This window comes from Variovorax sp. AC103 (genome assembly GCF_979254005.1).
Window position 1 is genome coordinate 1 of record NZ_CEEDFC010000045.1, and the last position, 14,503, is coordinate 14,503.

20 protein-coding genes are annotated in these 14,503 nt (G+C 68.6%); 11 read left to right on the forward strand and 9 right to left on the reverse strand.

Annotated elements, in window-relative coordinates; genetic code table 11:
* Nucleotides 1–207 precede the first annotated feature (207 nt).
* The 3 genes from AC0IYU_RS34325 (at nt 208) to AC0IYU_RS34335 (ending at nt 1,841) form a co-directional block, all read left to right on the forward strand.
* A complete protein-coding gene (locus tag AC0IYU_RS34325; protein ID WP_435436443.1) occupies nt 208–492 on the forward strand; it encodes a DUF427 domain-containing protein in 285 nt (94 codons plus the stop codon).
* Nucleotides 489–1,244: a 2OG-Fe dioxygenase family protein gene (locus AC0IYU_RS34330; RefSeq protein WP_472126741.1), complete on the forward strand. Its 756-nt coding sequence runs from the start codon at nt 489–491 to the stop codon at nt 1,242–1,244. The genes AC0IYU_RS34325 and AC0IYU_RS34330 overlap by 4 nt, the downstream gene beginning before the upstream one ends.
* A 150-nt stretch (nt 1,245–1,394) precedes the next feature.
* The gene (locus AC0IYU_RS34335) at nt 1,395–1,841 is read left to right on the forward strand and encodes a universal stress protein (protein ID WP_093128323.1); all 447 of its coding nucleotides are present in this window, start codon (nt 1,395–1,397) and stop codon (nt 1,839–1,841) included.
* On the opposite strand, the gene AC0IYU_RS34340 is transcribed toward AC0IYU_RS34335, so the two are convergent.
* On the reverse strand, nt 1,838–2,512 hold the full coding sequence (locus AC0IYU_RS34340; protein ID WP_472126744.1) for an RluA family pseudouridine synthase: 675 nt from the start codon (nt 2,510–2,512) through the stop codon (nt 1,838–1,840). The two genes, AC0IYU_RS34335 and AC0IYU_RS34340, sit on opposite strands and share 4 nt — an antisense overlap.
* Nucleotides 2,513–2,620: 108 nt before the next feature.
* On the opposite strand from AC0IYU_RS34340, the gene AC0IYU_RS34345 reads away from it, so the two are divergent.
* Nucleotides 2,621–3,925, forward strand: coding sequence for an MFS transporter (locus AC0IYU_RS34345; protein ID WP_472126747.1), 1,305 nt, complete (start codon nt 2,621–2,623; stop codon nt 3,923–3,925).
* Here AC0IYU_RS34345 and AC0IYU_RS34350 read toward each other — a convergent pair.
* The 3 genes from AC0IYU_RS34350 to AC0IYU_RS34360 are packed head-to-tail and all read right to left on the reverse strand — an operon-like array spanning nt 3,922 to nt 4,663.
* Nucleotides 3,922–4,209, reverse strand: a complete 288-nt coding sequence (locus AC0IYU_RS34350; RefSeq protein ID WP_472126750.1) for a 2Fe-2S iron-sulfur cluster-binding protein — start codon at nt 4,207–4,209, stop codon at nt 3,922–3,924. The two genes, AC0IYU_RS34345 and AC0IYU_RS34350, sit on opposite strands and share 4 nt — an antisense overlap.
* Entirely contained in the window at nt 4,206–4,517 is a 312-nt protein-coding gene (locus AC0IYU_RS34355) for a VF530 family protein (RefSeq protein WP_472126752.1), read from the reverse strand. The genes AC0IYU_RS34350 and AC0IYU_RS34355 overlap by 4 nt, the downstream gene beginning before the upstream one ends.
* Complete coding sequence (locus tag AC0IYU_RS34360) at nt 4,514–4,663, reverse strand: hypothetical protein (protein WP_015866429.1); 150 nt, start codon at nt 4,661–4,663, stop codon at nt 4,514–4,516. The genes AC0IYU_RS34355 and AC0IYU_RS34360 overlap by 4 nt, the downstream gene beginning before the upstream one ends.
* Nucleotides 4,664–4,750: 87 nt before the next feature.
* Between AC0IYU_RS34360 and AC0IYU_RS34365 the strand changes: the two genes are divergently transcribed.
* The 3 genes from AC0IYU_RS34365 (at nt 4,751) to AC0IYU_RS34375 (ending at nt 6,994) form a co-directional block, all read left to right on the forward strand.
* Nucleotides 4,751–5,269 carry a GNAT family N-acetyltransferase gene (locus tag AC0IYU_RS34365; protein ID WP_435436450.1) on the forward strand — a complete coding sequence of 173 codons (519 nt, stop codon included), beginning with the start codon at nt 4,751–4,753 and terminating at the stop codon, nt 5,267–5,269.
* A 14-nt stretch (nt 5,270–5,283) separates the two neighbouring features.
* A complete protein-coding gene (locus AC0IYU_RS34370) occupies nt 5,284–5,967 on the forward strand; it encodes a PepSY-associated TM helix domain-containing protein (protein WP_472126776.1) in 684 nt (227 codons plus the stop codon).
* 118 nt (nt 5,968–6,085) lie between these two features.
* Complete coding sequence (locus tag AC0IYU_RS34375) at nt 6,086–6,994, forward strand: DUF808 domain-containing protein (RefSeq protein ID WP_435484396.1); 909 nt, start codon at nt 6,086–6,088, stop codon at nt 6,992–6,994.
* Nucleotides 6,995–7,049: 55 nt separating this feature from the next.
* Here AC0IYU_RS34375 and AC0IYU_RS34380 read toward each other — a convergent pair whose 3' ends face one another.
* Together AC0IYU_RS34380 and AC0IYU_RS34385 are read right to left on the reverse strand one after the other, a co-directional pair.
* On the reverse strand, nt 7,050–7,262 hold the full coding sequence (locus tag AC0IYU_RS34380; protein WP_472126755.1) for a hypothetical protein: 213 nt from the start codon (nt 7,260–7,262) through the stop codon (nt 7,050–7,052).
* Nucleotides 7,263–7,288: 26 nt separating this feature from the next.
* The gene (locus tag AC0IYU_RS34385) at nt 7,289–8,485 is read right to left on the reverse strand and encodes a lactonase family protein (protein WP_472126758.1); all 1,197 of its coding nucleotides are present in this window, start codon (nt 8,483–8,485) and stop codon (nt 7,289–7,291) included.
* 91 nt (nt 8,486–8,576) lie between these two features.
* On the opposite strand from AC0IYU_RS34385, the gene AC0IYU_RS34390 reads away from it, so the two are divergent.
* From AC0IYU_RS34390 to AC0IYU_RS34400, 3 genes are all read left to right on the forward strand, one after another.
* The gene (locus AC0IYU_RS34390) at nt 8,577–8,855 is read left to right on the forward strand and encodes a DUF2164 domain-containing protein (RefSeq protein WP_472126761.1); all 279 of its coding nucleotides are present in this window, start codon (nt 8,577–8,579) and stop codon (nt 8,853–8,855) included.
* A 99-nt stretch (nt 8,856–8,954) separates the two neighbouring features.
* The gene (locus tag AC0IYU_RS34395) at nt 8,955–9,335 is read left to right on the forward strand and encodes a hypothetical protein (RefSeq protein ID WP_435484393.1); all 381 of its coding nucleotides are present in this window, start codon (nt 8,955–8,957) and stop codon (nt 9,333–9,335) included.
* A 15-nt stretch (nt 9,336–9,350) separates the two neighbouring features.
* Complete coding sequence (locus AC0IYU_RS34400; protein ID WP_435436458.1) at nt 9,351–10,148, forward strand: enoyl-CoA hydratase/isomerase family protein; 798 nt, start codon at nt 9,351–9,353, stop codon at nt 10,146–10,148.
* Nucleotides 10,149–10,221: 73 nt separating this feature from the next.
* Here AC0IYU_RS34400 and AC0IYU_RS34405 read toward each other — a convergent pair whose 3' ends face one another.
* On the reverse strand, nt 10,222–11,325 hold the full coding sequence (locus AC0IYU_RS34405) for a M14 family metallopeptidase (protein ID WP_472126764.1): 1,104 nt from the start codon (nt 11,323–11,325) through the stop codon (nt 10,222–10,224).
* Between the two features lie 50 nt (nt 11,326–11,375).
* On the reverse strand, nt 11,376–12,698 hold the full coding sequence (locus AC0IYU_RS34410; protein ID WP_472126767.1) for an MFS transporter: 1,323 nt from the start codon (nt 12,696–12,698) through the stop codon (nt 11,376–11,378).
* A gap of 172 nt (nt 12,699–12,870) precedes the next feature.
* Between AC0IYU_RS34410 and AC0IYU_RS34415 the strand changes: the two genes are divergently transcribed.
* Complete coding sequence (locus AC0IYU_RS34415; protein WP_472126769.1) at nt 12,871–13,773, forward strand: LysR substrate-binding domain-containing protein; 903 nt, start codon at nt 12,871–12,873, stop codon at nt 13,771–13,773.
* A 7-nt stretch (nt 13,774–13,780) separates the two neighbouring features.
* Here AC0IYU_RS34415 and AC0IYU_RS34420 read toward each other — a convergent pair whose 3' ends face one another.
* Nucleotides 13,781–14,434: a glutathione S-transferase gene (locus tag AC0IYU_RS34420; RefSeq protein WP_472126772.1), complete on the reverse strand. Its 654-nt coding sequence runs from the start codon at nt 14,432–14,434 to the stop codon at nt 13,781–13,783.
* Nucleotides 14,435–14,503 lie beyond the last annotated feature (69 nt).

Below are 14,503 nucleotides of genomic sequence, written 5' to 3' on the forward strand. Positions count from 1 at the left end.
GCCTTTTCTTTGGCTACTTTCTTTTGGCGAAGCAAAAGAAAGTAGCTCGCCCGCCGGGGCGAGACCCGGCCCCGGAAAATAAACCACCCCAAACAGGGTAGATACGGCAACGAAGGCGGCCCCCGCCGAAGCAGCGGCACAATACCCCTGCCCCGTGCGGCAGCGCAACGGCCAGCGCCCGCAACCCTCCCTCTGGAGACCAAGATCATGAAAGCAACCTGGAACGGCGTCACCATCGCCGAAAGCGACGACACCGTGCTCGTCGAAGGCAACCACTACTTCCCGATGAGTTCGCTCCATCGCGATCACGTGACCTTCAGCAATCACAAGACCACCTGCCCCTGGAAAGGCACCGCGAGCTACTACTCGCTGCTGGTCAACGGCGAACTCAACACCGACGCCGCCTGGTACTACGCCGACCCGAAGCCCGAAGCCGAAGAAGTCCGCGACCGCGTGGCGTTCTGGAAGGACGTGAAGGTCAGCGCGCAGTGACCACGGCCGCGTTCACTCCGCCGTTCATCCCCCCCGCCGAACTGCGCGCCGCACTGCGCGAGCAAGGCTATGCCGTGCTGAGCCCGCAGGGCGTCGGCGAATGGCTGGGCGTGCCGCTCGCGCAACTCGAGGCACTGCACACCGACTGGAACGACCTGCCGCCCGACGAGTACCTGAAGGACGGCGGGCACTACCGCACGCGGCGCCATGCCTGCTTCACCGTCGAGGCCGACGGCCACGCCACGCTGGTGCAGGTGCCGCATCGCGCGCACTGGCAGCCGGTCGAATACAACGCGCTGCACGGCGGCATGCAGCGCTGGTTCGCGCCGATGCGCGAGGCCACGGTGGCGCAGCCCGTGTGGCAGCGGCTGCTGCAGCAGCTCGGCAAGGCCAGCAGCGACATGCGCGGCGCACCGCAACGCTGGTACGTGGAAGCGCACCAGTTCCGCATCGACACCGCCGGCGGCATCGGTCGCCCGACGCCCGAAGGCGCGCACCGCGACGGTGTGGACCTGGTCGCCGTCGCGCTGGTTGGCCGCCACGGCATCAAGGGCGGCGAGACGCGCGTGTTCGAGGCCAACGGCCGTCGCGGCGAGCGTTTCACCATGACCGAGCCGTGGAGCCTGCTGGTGCTCGACGACGCGCGCGTGATCCACGAATCCACGCCGATCCAGCCGCTGGAAGAGGGGGGCGAAGGCTGGCGCGACACGCTCGTGATCACCTGCCGCGCCCAGGGCTTCCAGGGAAGCTGAAAACCCGCGTAAGGCGAACGCGCGCAAGCGCGTCGCCGTTGCTGGCCGGAGTCCTACAGTCCGGTCGTGCAACAGAGGTTAAATTCGAGCCCCGGTCTCTTGTGCCTTTTAGAGGCCGTGTCTGTCTGCGAACGAAAGCGAGGTCCCGCCATGTTCAATCACATCCTGGTTCCGATCGACGGCTCCGAAACTTCCATGCTCGCCGTCAGCAAGGCCAGCGGCCTCGCATTGGCATTCGGGAGCCGCATCACGCTGATTCACGTGATCGACAACTACCCCTTCATTGGCGTGGGCGCGGACTATGCGCTTGGCCAGAACGAATACCTGGCCGCTGCCACCGCGAGTGCCAATGCGGCACTTGCACGCGGCGTGGCTGCCCTCGCAGCCGAAGGCCTGCACAGCGACCAGCGCGTGATCGACGGCCACGTGGTGCACGAAGGCATCGTCGACACGGCCATCGCCATCGCGGCCGACCTGATCGTGATGGGCTCGCACGGCCGCAGCGGCATCGAGAAACTGCTGCTGGGCAGCGTCACGCAGCGCGTGCTGCAGGACGCGAACATGCCCGTGCTGGTGGTCAAGGGCGGCTTCAACTAACCGGGCGCGAAATCGGCCGGCCGCTCGAAGCGAAGTTCCTGCTGCGTCACCGGGTGCACAAAGCCCAGTTCGCTCGCATGCAGCAGCAGGCGCGGCGCACGTGCCTGCACCGCGGCATCGGCGTACAGCGCATCGCCCAGGATCGGGTGGCCGACCGACAGCAGGTGCACGCGCAGCTGGTGCGTGCGGCCGGTCATGGGCTCCAGCATCACATGCGTTGCCGTGGCGCCCCCCTCTGACGAAGAAGAAGAAACCGCCTTCCACCGCGTGAGGCTCGGCTTGCCCGCCGGGTCGACCTTCTGCAGCGGGCGGCGCGGCCAGTCGGCCATCAGCGGCGCGTTGATCAGCGACCAGTCGTCCTGCACCGGCATCGCGCCGTTGACGACGGCTTCATAGCGCTTGTGCACCCGCCGCTCGGCAAAGGCCGCGCTCAGCGTGCGCTGCATGGCAAGGCCGCGCGCCATCACCACCAGGCCGCTGGTGCCCATGTCGAGCCGATGCACGATCAGCGCGTCGGGCCACCGCTGCATGGCGCGCGCGCTCAGGCAATCCTGCTTGTCCTCGCCGCGGCCGGGCACGCACAGCAGGCCCGCGGGCTTGTCGAACACGAGCAGGTACGGGTCTTCGTGAACTGGGGGAAGAGCAGGGCAGGGAGGCGACGGCGCGGTCATGGGAGCCGTCGAGTGTAGAGAGCCCGCCAAGGCCCTGGCAGAGGGGTTTGAAGGGCCGTTGCTGTGCCCTCACCGCCCGCTCATGAAGCCTCGGCTATCCTCGAACGAATGTCCGGCCCCGCTTCCGCCTCCACTTCCTCCCCAGGTGCCACCGCCGCTTCGGCGCCCGGCACCGTCTCTCCCCCCAGCTTTTCCGACCTGACGCGCGAACGTCCGTTCATGCAGATGTGGACGGCGCGCCTGTTCGGCACCGCCGCCTCGCAGATGCTGCTGGTGGCCATCGGCTGGCACATGTACGACCTCACCGGCAGCGCCTGGGACCTGGGCCTGGTCGGCCTCTACCAGTTCGTGCCCGCGCTGCTGCTGGCCTTGCTGGCCGGCCACATCGTCGACCGCCACCACCGCGGGCGCATCGTGGCCGCCTGCTTCGCGGTGCAGGGTCTGGTGGCGCTGGTGCTGCTGCTGGCGGTGATGCAAAAGCACGACACGCGCGGCCTGCTGCTGGGGCTGTCGCTGGTGCTGGGCGCGGTGCGGGCCTTCCAGATGCCCGCGCAGCAGGCGCTCACGCCGCTGCTGGTGCCGCCGACGATGCTGGCGCGTGCGATGGCCTTCAGTTCGGCCGGCATGCAGGGCGCGATCATCGGCGGGCCTGCCCTGGGCGGCCTGCTGTTCGTGGCGGGCATGGCGGTGGTCTACGGGGCCAGCGTGGCGTGCTTCGTCGTCGCATGCGTGCTGGTGCTGCGCCTGCGCTATGCCTACACGCCGGCCGCGCGCGAGCCAGTCACGCTGGCCACGGTGTTCGCGGGCGTCGATTTCATCTGGAAGCGCAAGCCCGTGCTCGGCGCGGTCTCGCTCGACCTGTTCGCGGTGCTGCTGGGCGGCGCGGTGGCGCTGCTGCCGATCTATGCCAAGGACATCCTGCACACCGGCCCCTGGGGGCTCGGGCTGCTGCGCAGCGCGCCGGCGGTGGGCGCGCTGGTCATGTCGATCGTGCTCACGCGCCGGCCGGTGGAGCGCCACGTGGGGCGCACGCTGCTGATCGCCATCGCGCTGTTCGGGCTGTGCATGGTGGTGTTCGGCATCTCGAAGAGCTTCGTCGTGTCGCTGGTCGCACTCGCGGTTTCAGGTGGCGCGGACATGGTCAACGTCGTGATCCGCCAGACGCTGGTGCAACTGGAAACGCCCGACGGCATGCGCGGGCGGGTGAGCGCGGTCAATTCGATCTTCATCGGCGCGAGCAACCAGCTGGGCGAGTTCGAGTCGGGCGCCACGGCGGCGCTGCGGGGTCCGGTCGGCTCGGTGGTGGTGGGCGGCGTGGGCACGATGCTGGTCGCCATCACCTGGTTCAAGCTGTTTCCCTCGCTGGCGCAGCGCGACCGGCTGGTGGTCGCCGCGCCTGTCGCGCGACCTTAGTCGGCGAACAGCGATCGCGCGAGCGGCGCGTCCAGCGAGAGGTCGCTGACGGCCTCGGCCACGCAGGGCAGGATCCAGCCTTCTTCCTTTTCGTCGACGCTCAGGCCGGGCCATTCGATGGTGTGGCGGGTTTCGCCCGACAGCCGCCGGCAGATGCAGGTGCGGCAGGTGCCGTTGCGGCACGAGCTCGGCAGCTCGATGCCGGCCGCTTCGGCGGCTTTCAGCAGCGTGGTGCCGGCCTCGGCGTCGAACGCGAGGCCCGACGGCTCGAGTCGAACCTTCATGGCTGCGGCGGCTGGTCCGGTTGTGGGGGTTGCTGTTGCTGCTGTTCGCGGCGTTGCTCGCGCAGCATGAAGAGATAGAGGCTCTCGACCTTCTCGCGCGCCCAGGGCGTCTTGCGCAGGAACTTGAGGCTGGAGCCCACGCTCGGGTCGATCGCAAAACAACGGATGGGAACGAGTTCGCCCAGGTGCTCCCATCCGTAGTGATCGGCCAGCGTCGTGACGATGGCCTCCAGCGTGAGCCCGTGCAGCGGGTTGCGCGGCTGGGCCTTCCTGGCTGCGGGCGCCGGTGCTGGCGCTTCTTCGGTCACTTGTTCTTGAGCTTGCCGCGGGGGATCACGGCGGTCGTGATCGTGCGCACGGGCTCGATGCCGCCGGTGCCCACGGGCTTGGGTGGCGAAGTGTCCTTCTTCGGTTTCTTCGCTTCCTTGTTGGCGCGTTGCTGACCTTTGGCCATGTCGATTTCTCCTGTTGTTACGACGGATACAGCAGGCAGTTTAGCGGTGCGGCGACAATAGCCGGTTCCATCCGATTCCCCGCATTCATGTCAGATTACGAAGTTCGACCCGCTACCCTGCGCGACGCCAAGTCCGTCGCCGAAGTCCATGCCCTGGCCGCCAAGGCGGCCTACCAAGGCATCCTCCCCGAAGAAGAACTGCCCGTGCTGGCCCCGGCCTCGCGCGAGGCCAAGTGGCGCGAAGCCATCGAATACAGTGAACCGCAGGTGCGCGTGGCCGTGCTGGGCAGCGAAATCGTCGGTTTCGTGGGCTACGACCGCTCGCGCGACCCCAAGACGCCGCCCACCACCGGCGAAATCTGGGCCATCTACGTCAAGCCCGAGCATTGGGGCAAGGGCGTGGGCGTGGCCCTGTGGGACGCCGCGCGCGAAGGCCTCGAAGAAGAGGGCTGCACCACGGTCACCGTGTGGGTGCCCATTCGCAACGACCGCGCCCTGCGCTTCCATGAGCTCGCCGGCTTCAAGCGCGAGATGAAGACCGCCAAGACGACCGCCATGGGCTCGGTGCGCGTCGAGGAAATCCGCCTCAAGCGCACCGTCGCTTGACCGGCCTGACCTGCATGCATGCCGACGGCACCCCCCTCGACCACGCCGCGCGCGTGCAAGCCCACCGGCGCCGCACGAGCCTCGTGCAGTGGATCCGTCGCACCCACGGCTGGTTCGGCCTGTGGGGCGCGGTGCTGGGGCTGCTGTTCGGGTTCAGCGGGATCTGGCTCAACCACCGCAACGTGCTGAAGCTGCCGCAGGCGCAGGAGCGCACGCGCGCCCAGCTGGCGTTGCCCGACCCGGTGCCCGAAACGCCCGAGGCCATGAGCCAGTGGCTGCAGGGCGCGCTGCGCATGAGCGGGCCGCCCAACTCGTCGCGCATCGAGCCGGCCAAACCGGTGGCCTGGGCCGACAAGAGCGACAAGAGCGCCCCCGCGCTCATGCAGCCGGCCCACTGGGTGTTCAGTTTCGGCGGGCCCAACGAAACGGTGCAGGCCGAGTACTGGCAGGGCAACCACTCGGTCGGCGTGGCCACCACGCACAACGGCTTTGTCGCCACGCTCACCAGCATGCACAAGGGCGGCGGCATGCCGCTGCCCTGGATCCTGCTGGTCGACACGCTGGCCGGCAGCCTGATCTTCCTGTCGCTCTCGGGCGTGGCGCTGTGGATGCTCACGCACCGCCGCCGCCGCGTGGGGCTGGCGCTGTTCGGCGCCTCGCTGGCCGCCGTGCTGGCGATTGCGCTCAGCGCGCTCTGATCCGGGCATAACGCACGTTTTCCGGCGCCCGTTCAGGGCGGCCGCGTACGGGTATTCCAGGGGTGCGGGGCGGCTGCGGATAAGCTCGTCGCTTCTTTTCAGTCCCCCTACATTGCCCATGGCCACCAGCCTGCTCCTGCTGCTCGACGACATTGCGACCGTTCTCGACGACGTGTCGATCCTTACCAAGGTGGCTGCCAAGAAGACGGCCGGCGTGCTGGGCGACGACCTTGCGCTCAATGCGCAACAGGTCTCCGGCGTGCGGGCCGAGCGCGAACTTCCGGTCGTGTGGGCCGTGTGCAAGGGCTCGCTCGTCAACAAGGCCATCCTGGTGCCCGCGGCGCTGGCCATCGGCACCTGGCTGCCCTGGCTGGTGACGCCGCTGCTGATGGTGGGCGGTGCCTTCCTCTGCTTCGAAGGCTTCGAGAAGCTGGCCCACAAGTTCCTGCACAAGAAGGAACACGATGCCGACACCGAGCGCCACGAGAAAGCCGTGGCCGACACCGCGGTCGACGTGGTCGCCATGGAAAAGGACAAGATCAAGGGCGCGGTGCGCACCGACTTCATCCTGTCGGCCGAAATCATCGCCATCACGCTGGGCACGGTGCAGGGCCAGCCCTTCCTCACACAGCTGAGCGTGCTGGTCGGCATTGCGCTGATCATGACCATCGGCGTGTACGGCCTGGTGGCCGGCATCGTGAAGCTCGACGACGCGGGCCTCTACCTGAGCCAGCGCGCGAGCGCCGCTTCGCAGGCCCTGGGCCGCGGCATCCTGTGGGCGGCGCCGTGGCTCATGAAGGCGCTGTCGGTGGCCGGCACGGCCGCGATGTTCCTCGTGGGCGGCGGCATCCTGGTGCACGGCGTGCCCGCGCTGGGCCACGCGGTCGAAGACTGGGCCAAGGCCACCGGCGGCGTGTTCGGCACGCTCGGCTCGATGGGCGTGAACGCCGGCGTGGGCCTGGTGGCCGGCGCCATCGTGCTGGCCGTGGTGGAGCTGGTCGGCAAGCTGCGCAAGAAGAAGGCCTGAGCCTGCTGCCGCGCGGTTGCAAGTCAGTACGAAACCCGCCGCGAGGCGGGTTTTTTCATGGGCGCGTCTTGCCGCGCTTGACCAGCTCGCCCACGACCAGCACCGCGCCCAGCACCAGTGCGAACCAGCCGACCAGATAGGCCCCGGCGACCATCTCGAACCAGCGCGTGCCCTGCAGGAAGCGCGGCGCCAGCAGCACGACGGCGCCGATCACCATGCAGAGAATGCCGCGTTCGAGCGTGCGGAGTTGTCGTCTGGGTTGCGCCATGGGTTCTTCGTTCTGGGGGAGTGGAATCAGTGCGTCATTGTCCCGCGCATCGCGGCCGGATGGCCCTGCAGCGGGAACGACCGGCCGGTGGGCACCAGCGTGTCGCCGTCGAGCCGAAGGATCGTGATGTCCTGGTCGATGAAGTTGCCCACGTACAGGTACTTGCCGTCGGCGCTCCACACCGCGCCCTCGGGCAGGCCGCGCACCACCACCTCGTTGCCGCGCGTGACCTTCTTGCCGTCGATCTTCAGCAGCACCACCGAGCCGTTGCGGTTGTAGAAGTAGGCGTTCTTCGCCGAGTTGCTGCCGCGCAATATCACCGCCACCGCATGCCGCCCGGTCGGGCTCACGGCCAGGCCTTCGGGACCGTCGCCGACCACCACCTTGTCGATCACGCGCGGCGGCGCGGCTTCCATGTCGATCACGCTCATGGTGTCGACCTGGCCGTCGGACGCGCCCGAGTTGCCGTTGTCGGCCGTCAGCGCCAGCTTGCCGTCGGGCGTCACGTCCACGTTGTAGGGCCAGAGGCCCGCCGCGAGGTCGACCTTGTTGTAGCTGACCTTCTCGCCGTTCACCTCGAGCAGCGCGATCTTGTGGCTCGGGAACTTGGCGGCCAGCGCGCGCCTGCCGTCGGGCGTGAAGCGCACGTGCGCCACCGAGTCGCCCATGGCCACCGTGTCGATCGGCGTGACCTTCTTGCCCGCGATGCGCAGCACGCTCACCGAGTTGTCGGCGCGGTTGGCCACCAGCGCCAGCGTGCCCGCGCGGTTGATCGACAGGCCCGAGGGCTGCTTGCCGACCTGCAGCGTGTCGAGCAGGCTGGGCGGCGTGGTGGTCAGGTCGATCACGAACAGGCGGTTGTCGGGCACCTGCTTGCGCACGCCGTTCTCCTCGACCACGTTGAGCGAATTGGCGACCAGTGCCAGCGTTTCGCCGGGTGTGATCGCCAGGTTGGTCGGCGGGCCGGCGATGGTGTTGTCCAGCTGCAGCGTGCCCAGCACCCTGGGTGCCAGCGGGTCGGTGCCGATGTCGAGCACCTGCACCGTGTCGCGCCCCATGGGGCCGAGGATGACGGCGCCGGCGTCGTTCCACGACTGCTTCTCGTCGTTGGCGACCAGCATCAGCTGGCGCTGCGGCACGGTGGGGGTCATGGACGTGCAGGCCGCGAGCGAGGCCACGGCGGCCAGGGTAAGGGCCGCGAGTGCGGCGGGGCGGAAGTGCATGGCATCTGTCTCCGGTGTTGTTGTGTGCGCGCATGGTAGCGAACGGCGGTCGGCACAATCCGTCGACCCAACCGCTGAGAGAAGACCACCCATGACCATCGAGATACCGAAGGAAGCACGCCAGCAGGCCATTGCGTCCATCGAACGCTACTTCCGCGAGAACATGGAAGAGCCGATCGGCAACATCGCGGCGGGGGCGCTGCTCGGATTCTTCCTCGAAGAGCTCGGCCCGCTGGTCTACAACAAGGCCGTGGCCGAAGTGCAGGAGCGCCTGCAGTCGCGCATTTCCGAAATCGACCTCGAGGTGCACGAGGACGAGTTCCAGTACTGGCGCAAGTTCGACAGGCAGAAGAAGGGCAGGCAGGCGTAGCGCCCGCGCATCGCCGTGCATTCAAAAGTGCTTCAAAACGTTGCAGAATTCGCAGCCATGCACTTCCACCGCACGCTCCTTCGCCCCGCGCTTGCTCCCATGCTGCGCGCCCTTGCCGTCCTGCCCTTCGTGTGTGCCGCCTCGATGGCCGCCGCGCAGCAGGACCCCGCCGGCTTTCCGCTCGACTCCGTGGGCTACCTCAACGAGGAACTGCCGCGCATGGAGGCCGCCATCGCCGCGAAGGACCGCAGCTTCTTCCATGGCGCGATGGTCCGCACGGTGCAGTTCTCGGAGCGCTGGGGCTTCAAGGTCACGGCCAACCCCGACCTCGCGGCCTACCCGATGTGCACGGCCGCCGTCATGGACTACGCTGTGGTCGGCATGTGCAGGCTGACCCCGTCCGACGAGTGCGAACCCGGGCTGGCTTCGCGCTTCGAAGCCAACGTGCAGCGCTGCCGCGAGGTGGCGGCCAAAAAATAGCAACAGAGACACACCATGGACTACGCCCGCTACCAGACCCTCGCCATCACGCGCCGCGGCGCCAACGGCACGGTCCTCGACATCCAGATGCGGGCGGCCAACGGCAAGTTGCCCACGGCGGGCCATGACGGACACCGCGAGCTGGCCGAGATCTGGCGCGACGTGTCGGCCGACGACACGGTGCGCTGCGCCGTGCTGCGCGGCGAGGGCCTGGGTTTTTCGGGCGGCGGCGACCTTGCCATGGTGCAGGACATGACCACCGACGACGCGGTGCGCCAACGCGTGTGGAAGGAGGCGCGCGACCTCGTCTACAACCTCATCAACTGCGACAAGCCCATCGTCAGCGCCATGCACGGCCCGGCCGTGGGCGCAGGGCTGGTGGCGGGCCTGCTGGCCGACATTTCCATTGCCGCGAAGAACGCGAAGATCGTCGACGGCCATACGCGCCTGGGCGTGGCGGCGGGCGACCATGCGGCCATCGTGTGGCCGCTGCTGTGCGGCATGGCCAAGGCCAAGTACCACCTGCTGCTGTGCGAGCCCGTGAGCGGCGAGGAGGCCGAGCGCATCGGGCTGGTGTCGCTCGCGGTGGACGAGGCCGACCTGCTGCCGCGCGCCTACGAGGTGGCTGATCGGCTCGCGGCCGGCAGCCAGAGCGCGATTCGCCTGACCAAGTACGCGCTGAACAACTGGCTGCGCCAGGCCGGCCCGACCTTCGACGCCTCGCTGGCGCTCGAGTTCATGGGCTTCGCGGGCGCCGACGTGCGCGAGGGCGTGGCCTCGCTGCGCGAACGGCGCGCGCCGAACTTCGGCTGACTGGCCCAGGCTTCGCAAGGGACACCGCGGAACCGGCGTTGCCGGACCGCTGGTGTCGCCCCCTGCAAGGGGCTTAGCTCGATTTGAGGCCCTGCAGCGTTTGCAGGAGCACGACGCGCGTCTGTCCGAGCACCATGCCCTTCCATTCCTCGTTGTCGCAGTAGAACGCGTCGCGCAGCTGCGCGCGAATCTCGCGCTGCTGGGACGCGGGTGCATCGGGGTGACGGCGCAGCCAGGTGTCCGCGCGCAGGCGAACCAGCACTTCCAGGTCGGGCAGGGTGCCGAACTCCAGGCCCATCGGCGCAATGCGTGCGTTCGGGCATTCGTCGTACGCGGTCGAGATGACCGGGCCCGACACGTCGGCCGAGGCCGAGTCGCCGGCGAACGGCGCGAACACGTCGGCGCCCCACCAGGCATGCGCCAGCGCCAGGTCTTCGGGCGTGTTGCGGCCCGGGTAGATCTTCTCGCCGTGGCCGTACGGGCCCAGGCCGGTGTGCACGTCGATCCAGCCCAGGTGCGTGGCCGACGCGGCGTACTTGCGCAGGATCGCGCGGATGGTCTTGTTGCTCCATGAGGGCGCGGTGCCGCCGTAGAACAGGCCGTCGGGCGAGGTGTACTGCCCCTTGGTGACGGCCGCGCGGAAGGCGGTCATGCCGTGCTGGCCGATGTAGGCGGCCACGGCCGCGTCGTCGGCGGGCGTCGGCGGCCAGGTGTCGGGCAGCACCAGCGGCTCGACCTCGGCGTAGGCCGCGTTCACCGGCAGCGGCGCATTGAAGTCGATGTGGTTGCGGTTCAGGTCGATGTTGTCTTCGTTCGTGCGATGCAGGTGCGAAAAGCCGTGCGGGTTCACCGCATGCACCAGCAGCAGCGCCACGCCGGCCTGCTGCAGCCGCGCGAGCAGGTCGGCGTCGTTGAGCGTGGCGACCTGCGTGCCCGAGCCGCAGAAGCCTTCGGGGCCGTGCGTGCCCGAGGTGACGAGCAGGATTTTCTTCGCGTCGATGGCGCCGATCAGCGCTACGTCGGTGGCGAGCTCTTCGCCGAGCGCGCCGCGGTGCGTCGGGTGCACGAAGGACTCGACGGCCGCGGCGCGCTGGGCGGCGGCCTCGAGGAACTTGGTGCGGGCTTCGACGTACGTGCCCGAGAAATACCGCGTGGCGGCGCTGCGTTGTGTTGGCATGGCGTGGGGTTCCTGTGCTTTCAATGTCTTGGAAACGAAGATGAAAGGGGTCAGCCTGCGGCGTGCGCGCCCGCGGCGTCGATGTCGCGGCCCGTATGGTCGCGCAGCCAGAGCAGGCCCAGCAGCGAGACCACCGTCATCGCCACCAGGTACCAGGCCGGCGCCAGCTTGCTGCCCGTGGCGTTCAGCAGCCAGGTGCTGATGAAGGGGGCGAAGCCGCCGAACAGGGCCACGCCCACGCTGTACACCAGCGACATGCCGCTCGCGCGCACCGCCTTCGGGAACATCTCGGGCAGCATCGTGATGCCGGGCACCGTCTGCACCACCAGGCCGAGGCTGAACACCCCCAGCACCACGAACAGCACCGTCGGCGTGGGCGAGGCGTTGAGCCACAGGAAGCCCGGGTAGATGAGGACGGCCAGCGCAATGCGGCTCCACAGGATGAGCGGCTTGCGGCCCACCTTGTCCGACAGCTTGCCCACGAAAGGGGCGAACGCGAACGAGATCAGGCCCGTGAGCGCGGCGCCGAACAGCGCCACCGACGGCGTGAACCCGAGCTCGCGCACCGCATAGGTGGGCATGTAGAAGGTCACCACATACGCGGCCGTGGTGCCGCCCACCAGCGAAAGAATGGCGGCCAGCACCGTCTTGCCGTGCTGCGTGCAGACGATCTTCAGGCTGCTCTCGCGCGGTGCGGCGGCCTGTTCGGGCGAGATGTGCAGCGACTCTTCCAGGTGGCGGCGGATGTACATGCCCACGGGCGCGATCAGCATGCCCAGGACGAACGGCACGCGCCAGCCCCAGCTGAGCATGGCTTCCGGCGAGAGCGACGTCGTCAGCACGCCCACCACCACGGCGCCCATCAGCACGCCCAGGCCCTGGCTGGCGAACTGCCAGCTCGCCATGTAGCCGCGGTTGGACGGCGTGGCGTGCTCGACCAGCAGCGTGGTGGACGCACCCACTTCACCGCCGGCCGAGAAGCCCTGGATCAGCCGCGCCAGCACGATGATGAGGGGCGCCGCCACGCCGATGGCCGCATAGGTGGGCGTGAAGGCGATCAGCGCGCAGCCCAGCGCCATCAGGAAGATGGTGAGCGTCATGGCCTTCTTGCGGCCCGCGCGGTCGGCGTAGGCGCCGATGACGATGCCGCCCAGCGGCCGCATGATGAAGCCCACGCCGAAGCTCGCCACCGTCAGCAGCAGCTGGCCGTACGAGTTGAAGGTCGGGAAGAACAGCTTGCCGATCACCAGGGCGAGAAAACCGTAGACGGTGAAGTCGAAGAACTCCAGTCCGTTGCCGATCGTGGTGGCCACGATGGTCTGGCGCCTGCGCGCGGGGGACGAAGGCGAGGGCCGGCTGCTTGGGATGCTCATGTCACTCCAGTGGGATTGCTGTTCGAGGTGTTGTGGGTCGAAGGTATGCCTCGACCGCGCCGGATGCTAGAGACTCGGTGCTGTCATGAAAAGACAATAATTGGGGCAGAAAGATAACTTTTGGTTGTCATGGTTGAAACCCTATGGCCCCGCCCGAAAGCGCCAGCACCCGATGAAACCCAACCAGTTGCACGCCTTTGTGGCGGTGGTCGAGCAGATGAGCATTCGCGCCGCGGCCCGCGTGCTGGGCATTTCTCAGCCGGCCGTGACCAAGATCGTGCGCGAGCTGGAGCGCGAGGTGGGGGCGCCGCTGGTGGAGCGCAGCGTGAAGGGCGTGCGCCTCACCGAGTTCGGCCACGCCTTCGCGCCGCGCGCGCGGCTGCTGTTGGCCGACATGCAGCGCGCCCGCGACGAGATTGCGCAGATCCGCGACGGCGCCACTGGTTCGGTGTCGATGGCGGTGAGCGCTTCGTTCGCGCTCACCGTGCTGCCCGCCGCGTTCAAGGACTTCCACACGCGGCTGCCCGCGGTCGACGTGCAGTTCAGCGAGGCGGTGTTGCCGTGGATGCTGGCGCGCCTGCGCGACGGCTACCTCGACTTTGCCGTCGCGCACGTGGTGCCGGGCACGCTCGATCCGCAGTTCGAGGCGCTGGAGCTGTTTCCGGTGCAGCTGGTGGTGGGCATGCGCAACCGCCACCCGCTGCGCGCGGCGCGCTCGCTGCTCGAGCTTTACGCGGCCGAGTGGATCCTGCCGGGTGACGACCATCGCGGGCGCGAGTCGGTGGCGCCGCTGTTCACGCCGCTGGGGCTGCCGCCGCCCTCGCGGATCATCCAGGGCCAGTCGGTCACGGTGGCGCTGGGCCTGGTGGGCCACATGGACCTGATCGGGCTGTTCGTCGAGCCGCTGGTCAAGCTCACGTTCAAGCGGCACGGCATTCGCCGCGTCGACATCGAGGAACAGCTGCCGATGCTCAACGTGTGCGTGGTGCGCCGGCGCGGGCAGCTGACGACGCCGGCGGCGCAGCATTTCATCGAGTGCATCCAGCGGGCCTCGGCGGTGGCGATGGGCGCCTGAGGGGCGTTCAGGCCGGCGGGAAAGCGACGCCGGCCTCGCCGCTTTTCCAGGGCGCGTGCTTGTGCATGGCCCGCGCGAACAGGTCGGATGCGGTCCAGTTCGCCAGCCACGCCTGCAGCCGGGGCCAGGGCTGGGCGTCGAACCACGCGGCATCGACCATCGCGAACTGGCGCACGAAAGGCATCAGGGCCGCATCGGCGAGCGTGGCGTGGGTGCCGGCCAGGTGTTGCGAGGCCGAGAGCCTCGCTTCCAGGCTGCGCAGGAACTGCGCGCCGCGCTCGCGTGCCGGCTCGCCGCCGTCGGCGTGGCGCTGCGGGTACTTGTAGCGGTCGAGCTGGGGCTTGAAGTCGTCGTCGCAGGCCGCCACCAGGGCCAGCATGTCCTCGAGCGTGCCGGCCTGCGGCCGCAGCCAGCGTTGCGGATCGTCGCGCCGCAGCGCCCACAGCATCACGTCGAGGCTCTGCTCGAGCACCGGGCCTTCGGGCGTCACCAGCACCGGCACCGTGCCCTTGGGCGACGCCGCGAGCATCTCGGCCGGCTTGTTCTTCAGCGTCACCTCGCGCAGCTCGCAATGCTGGCCGCCGGCCACCAGCGCGAGCCGGGCACGCATCGCATAGGGGCAACGGCGGAACGAGTAGAGAACGGGGAGGGCGGTGGGCATTCGGGAGGGCTGTCTCTTATACACATCTGACGCTGCCGACGAAGCGCCACACGTGTAGATCTCGGTGGT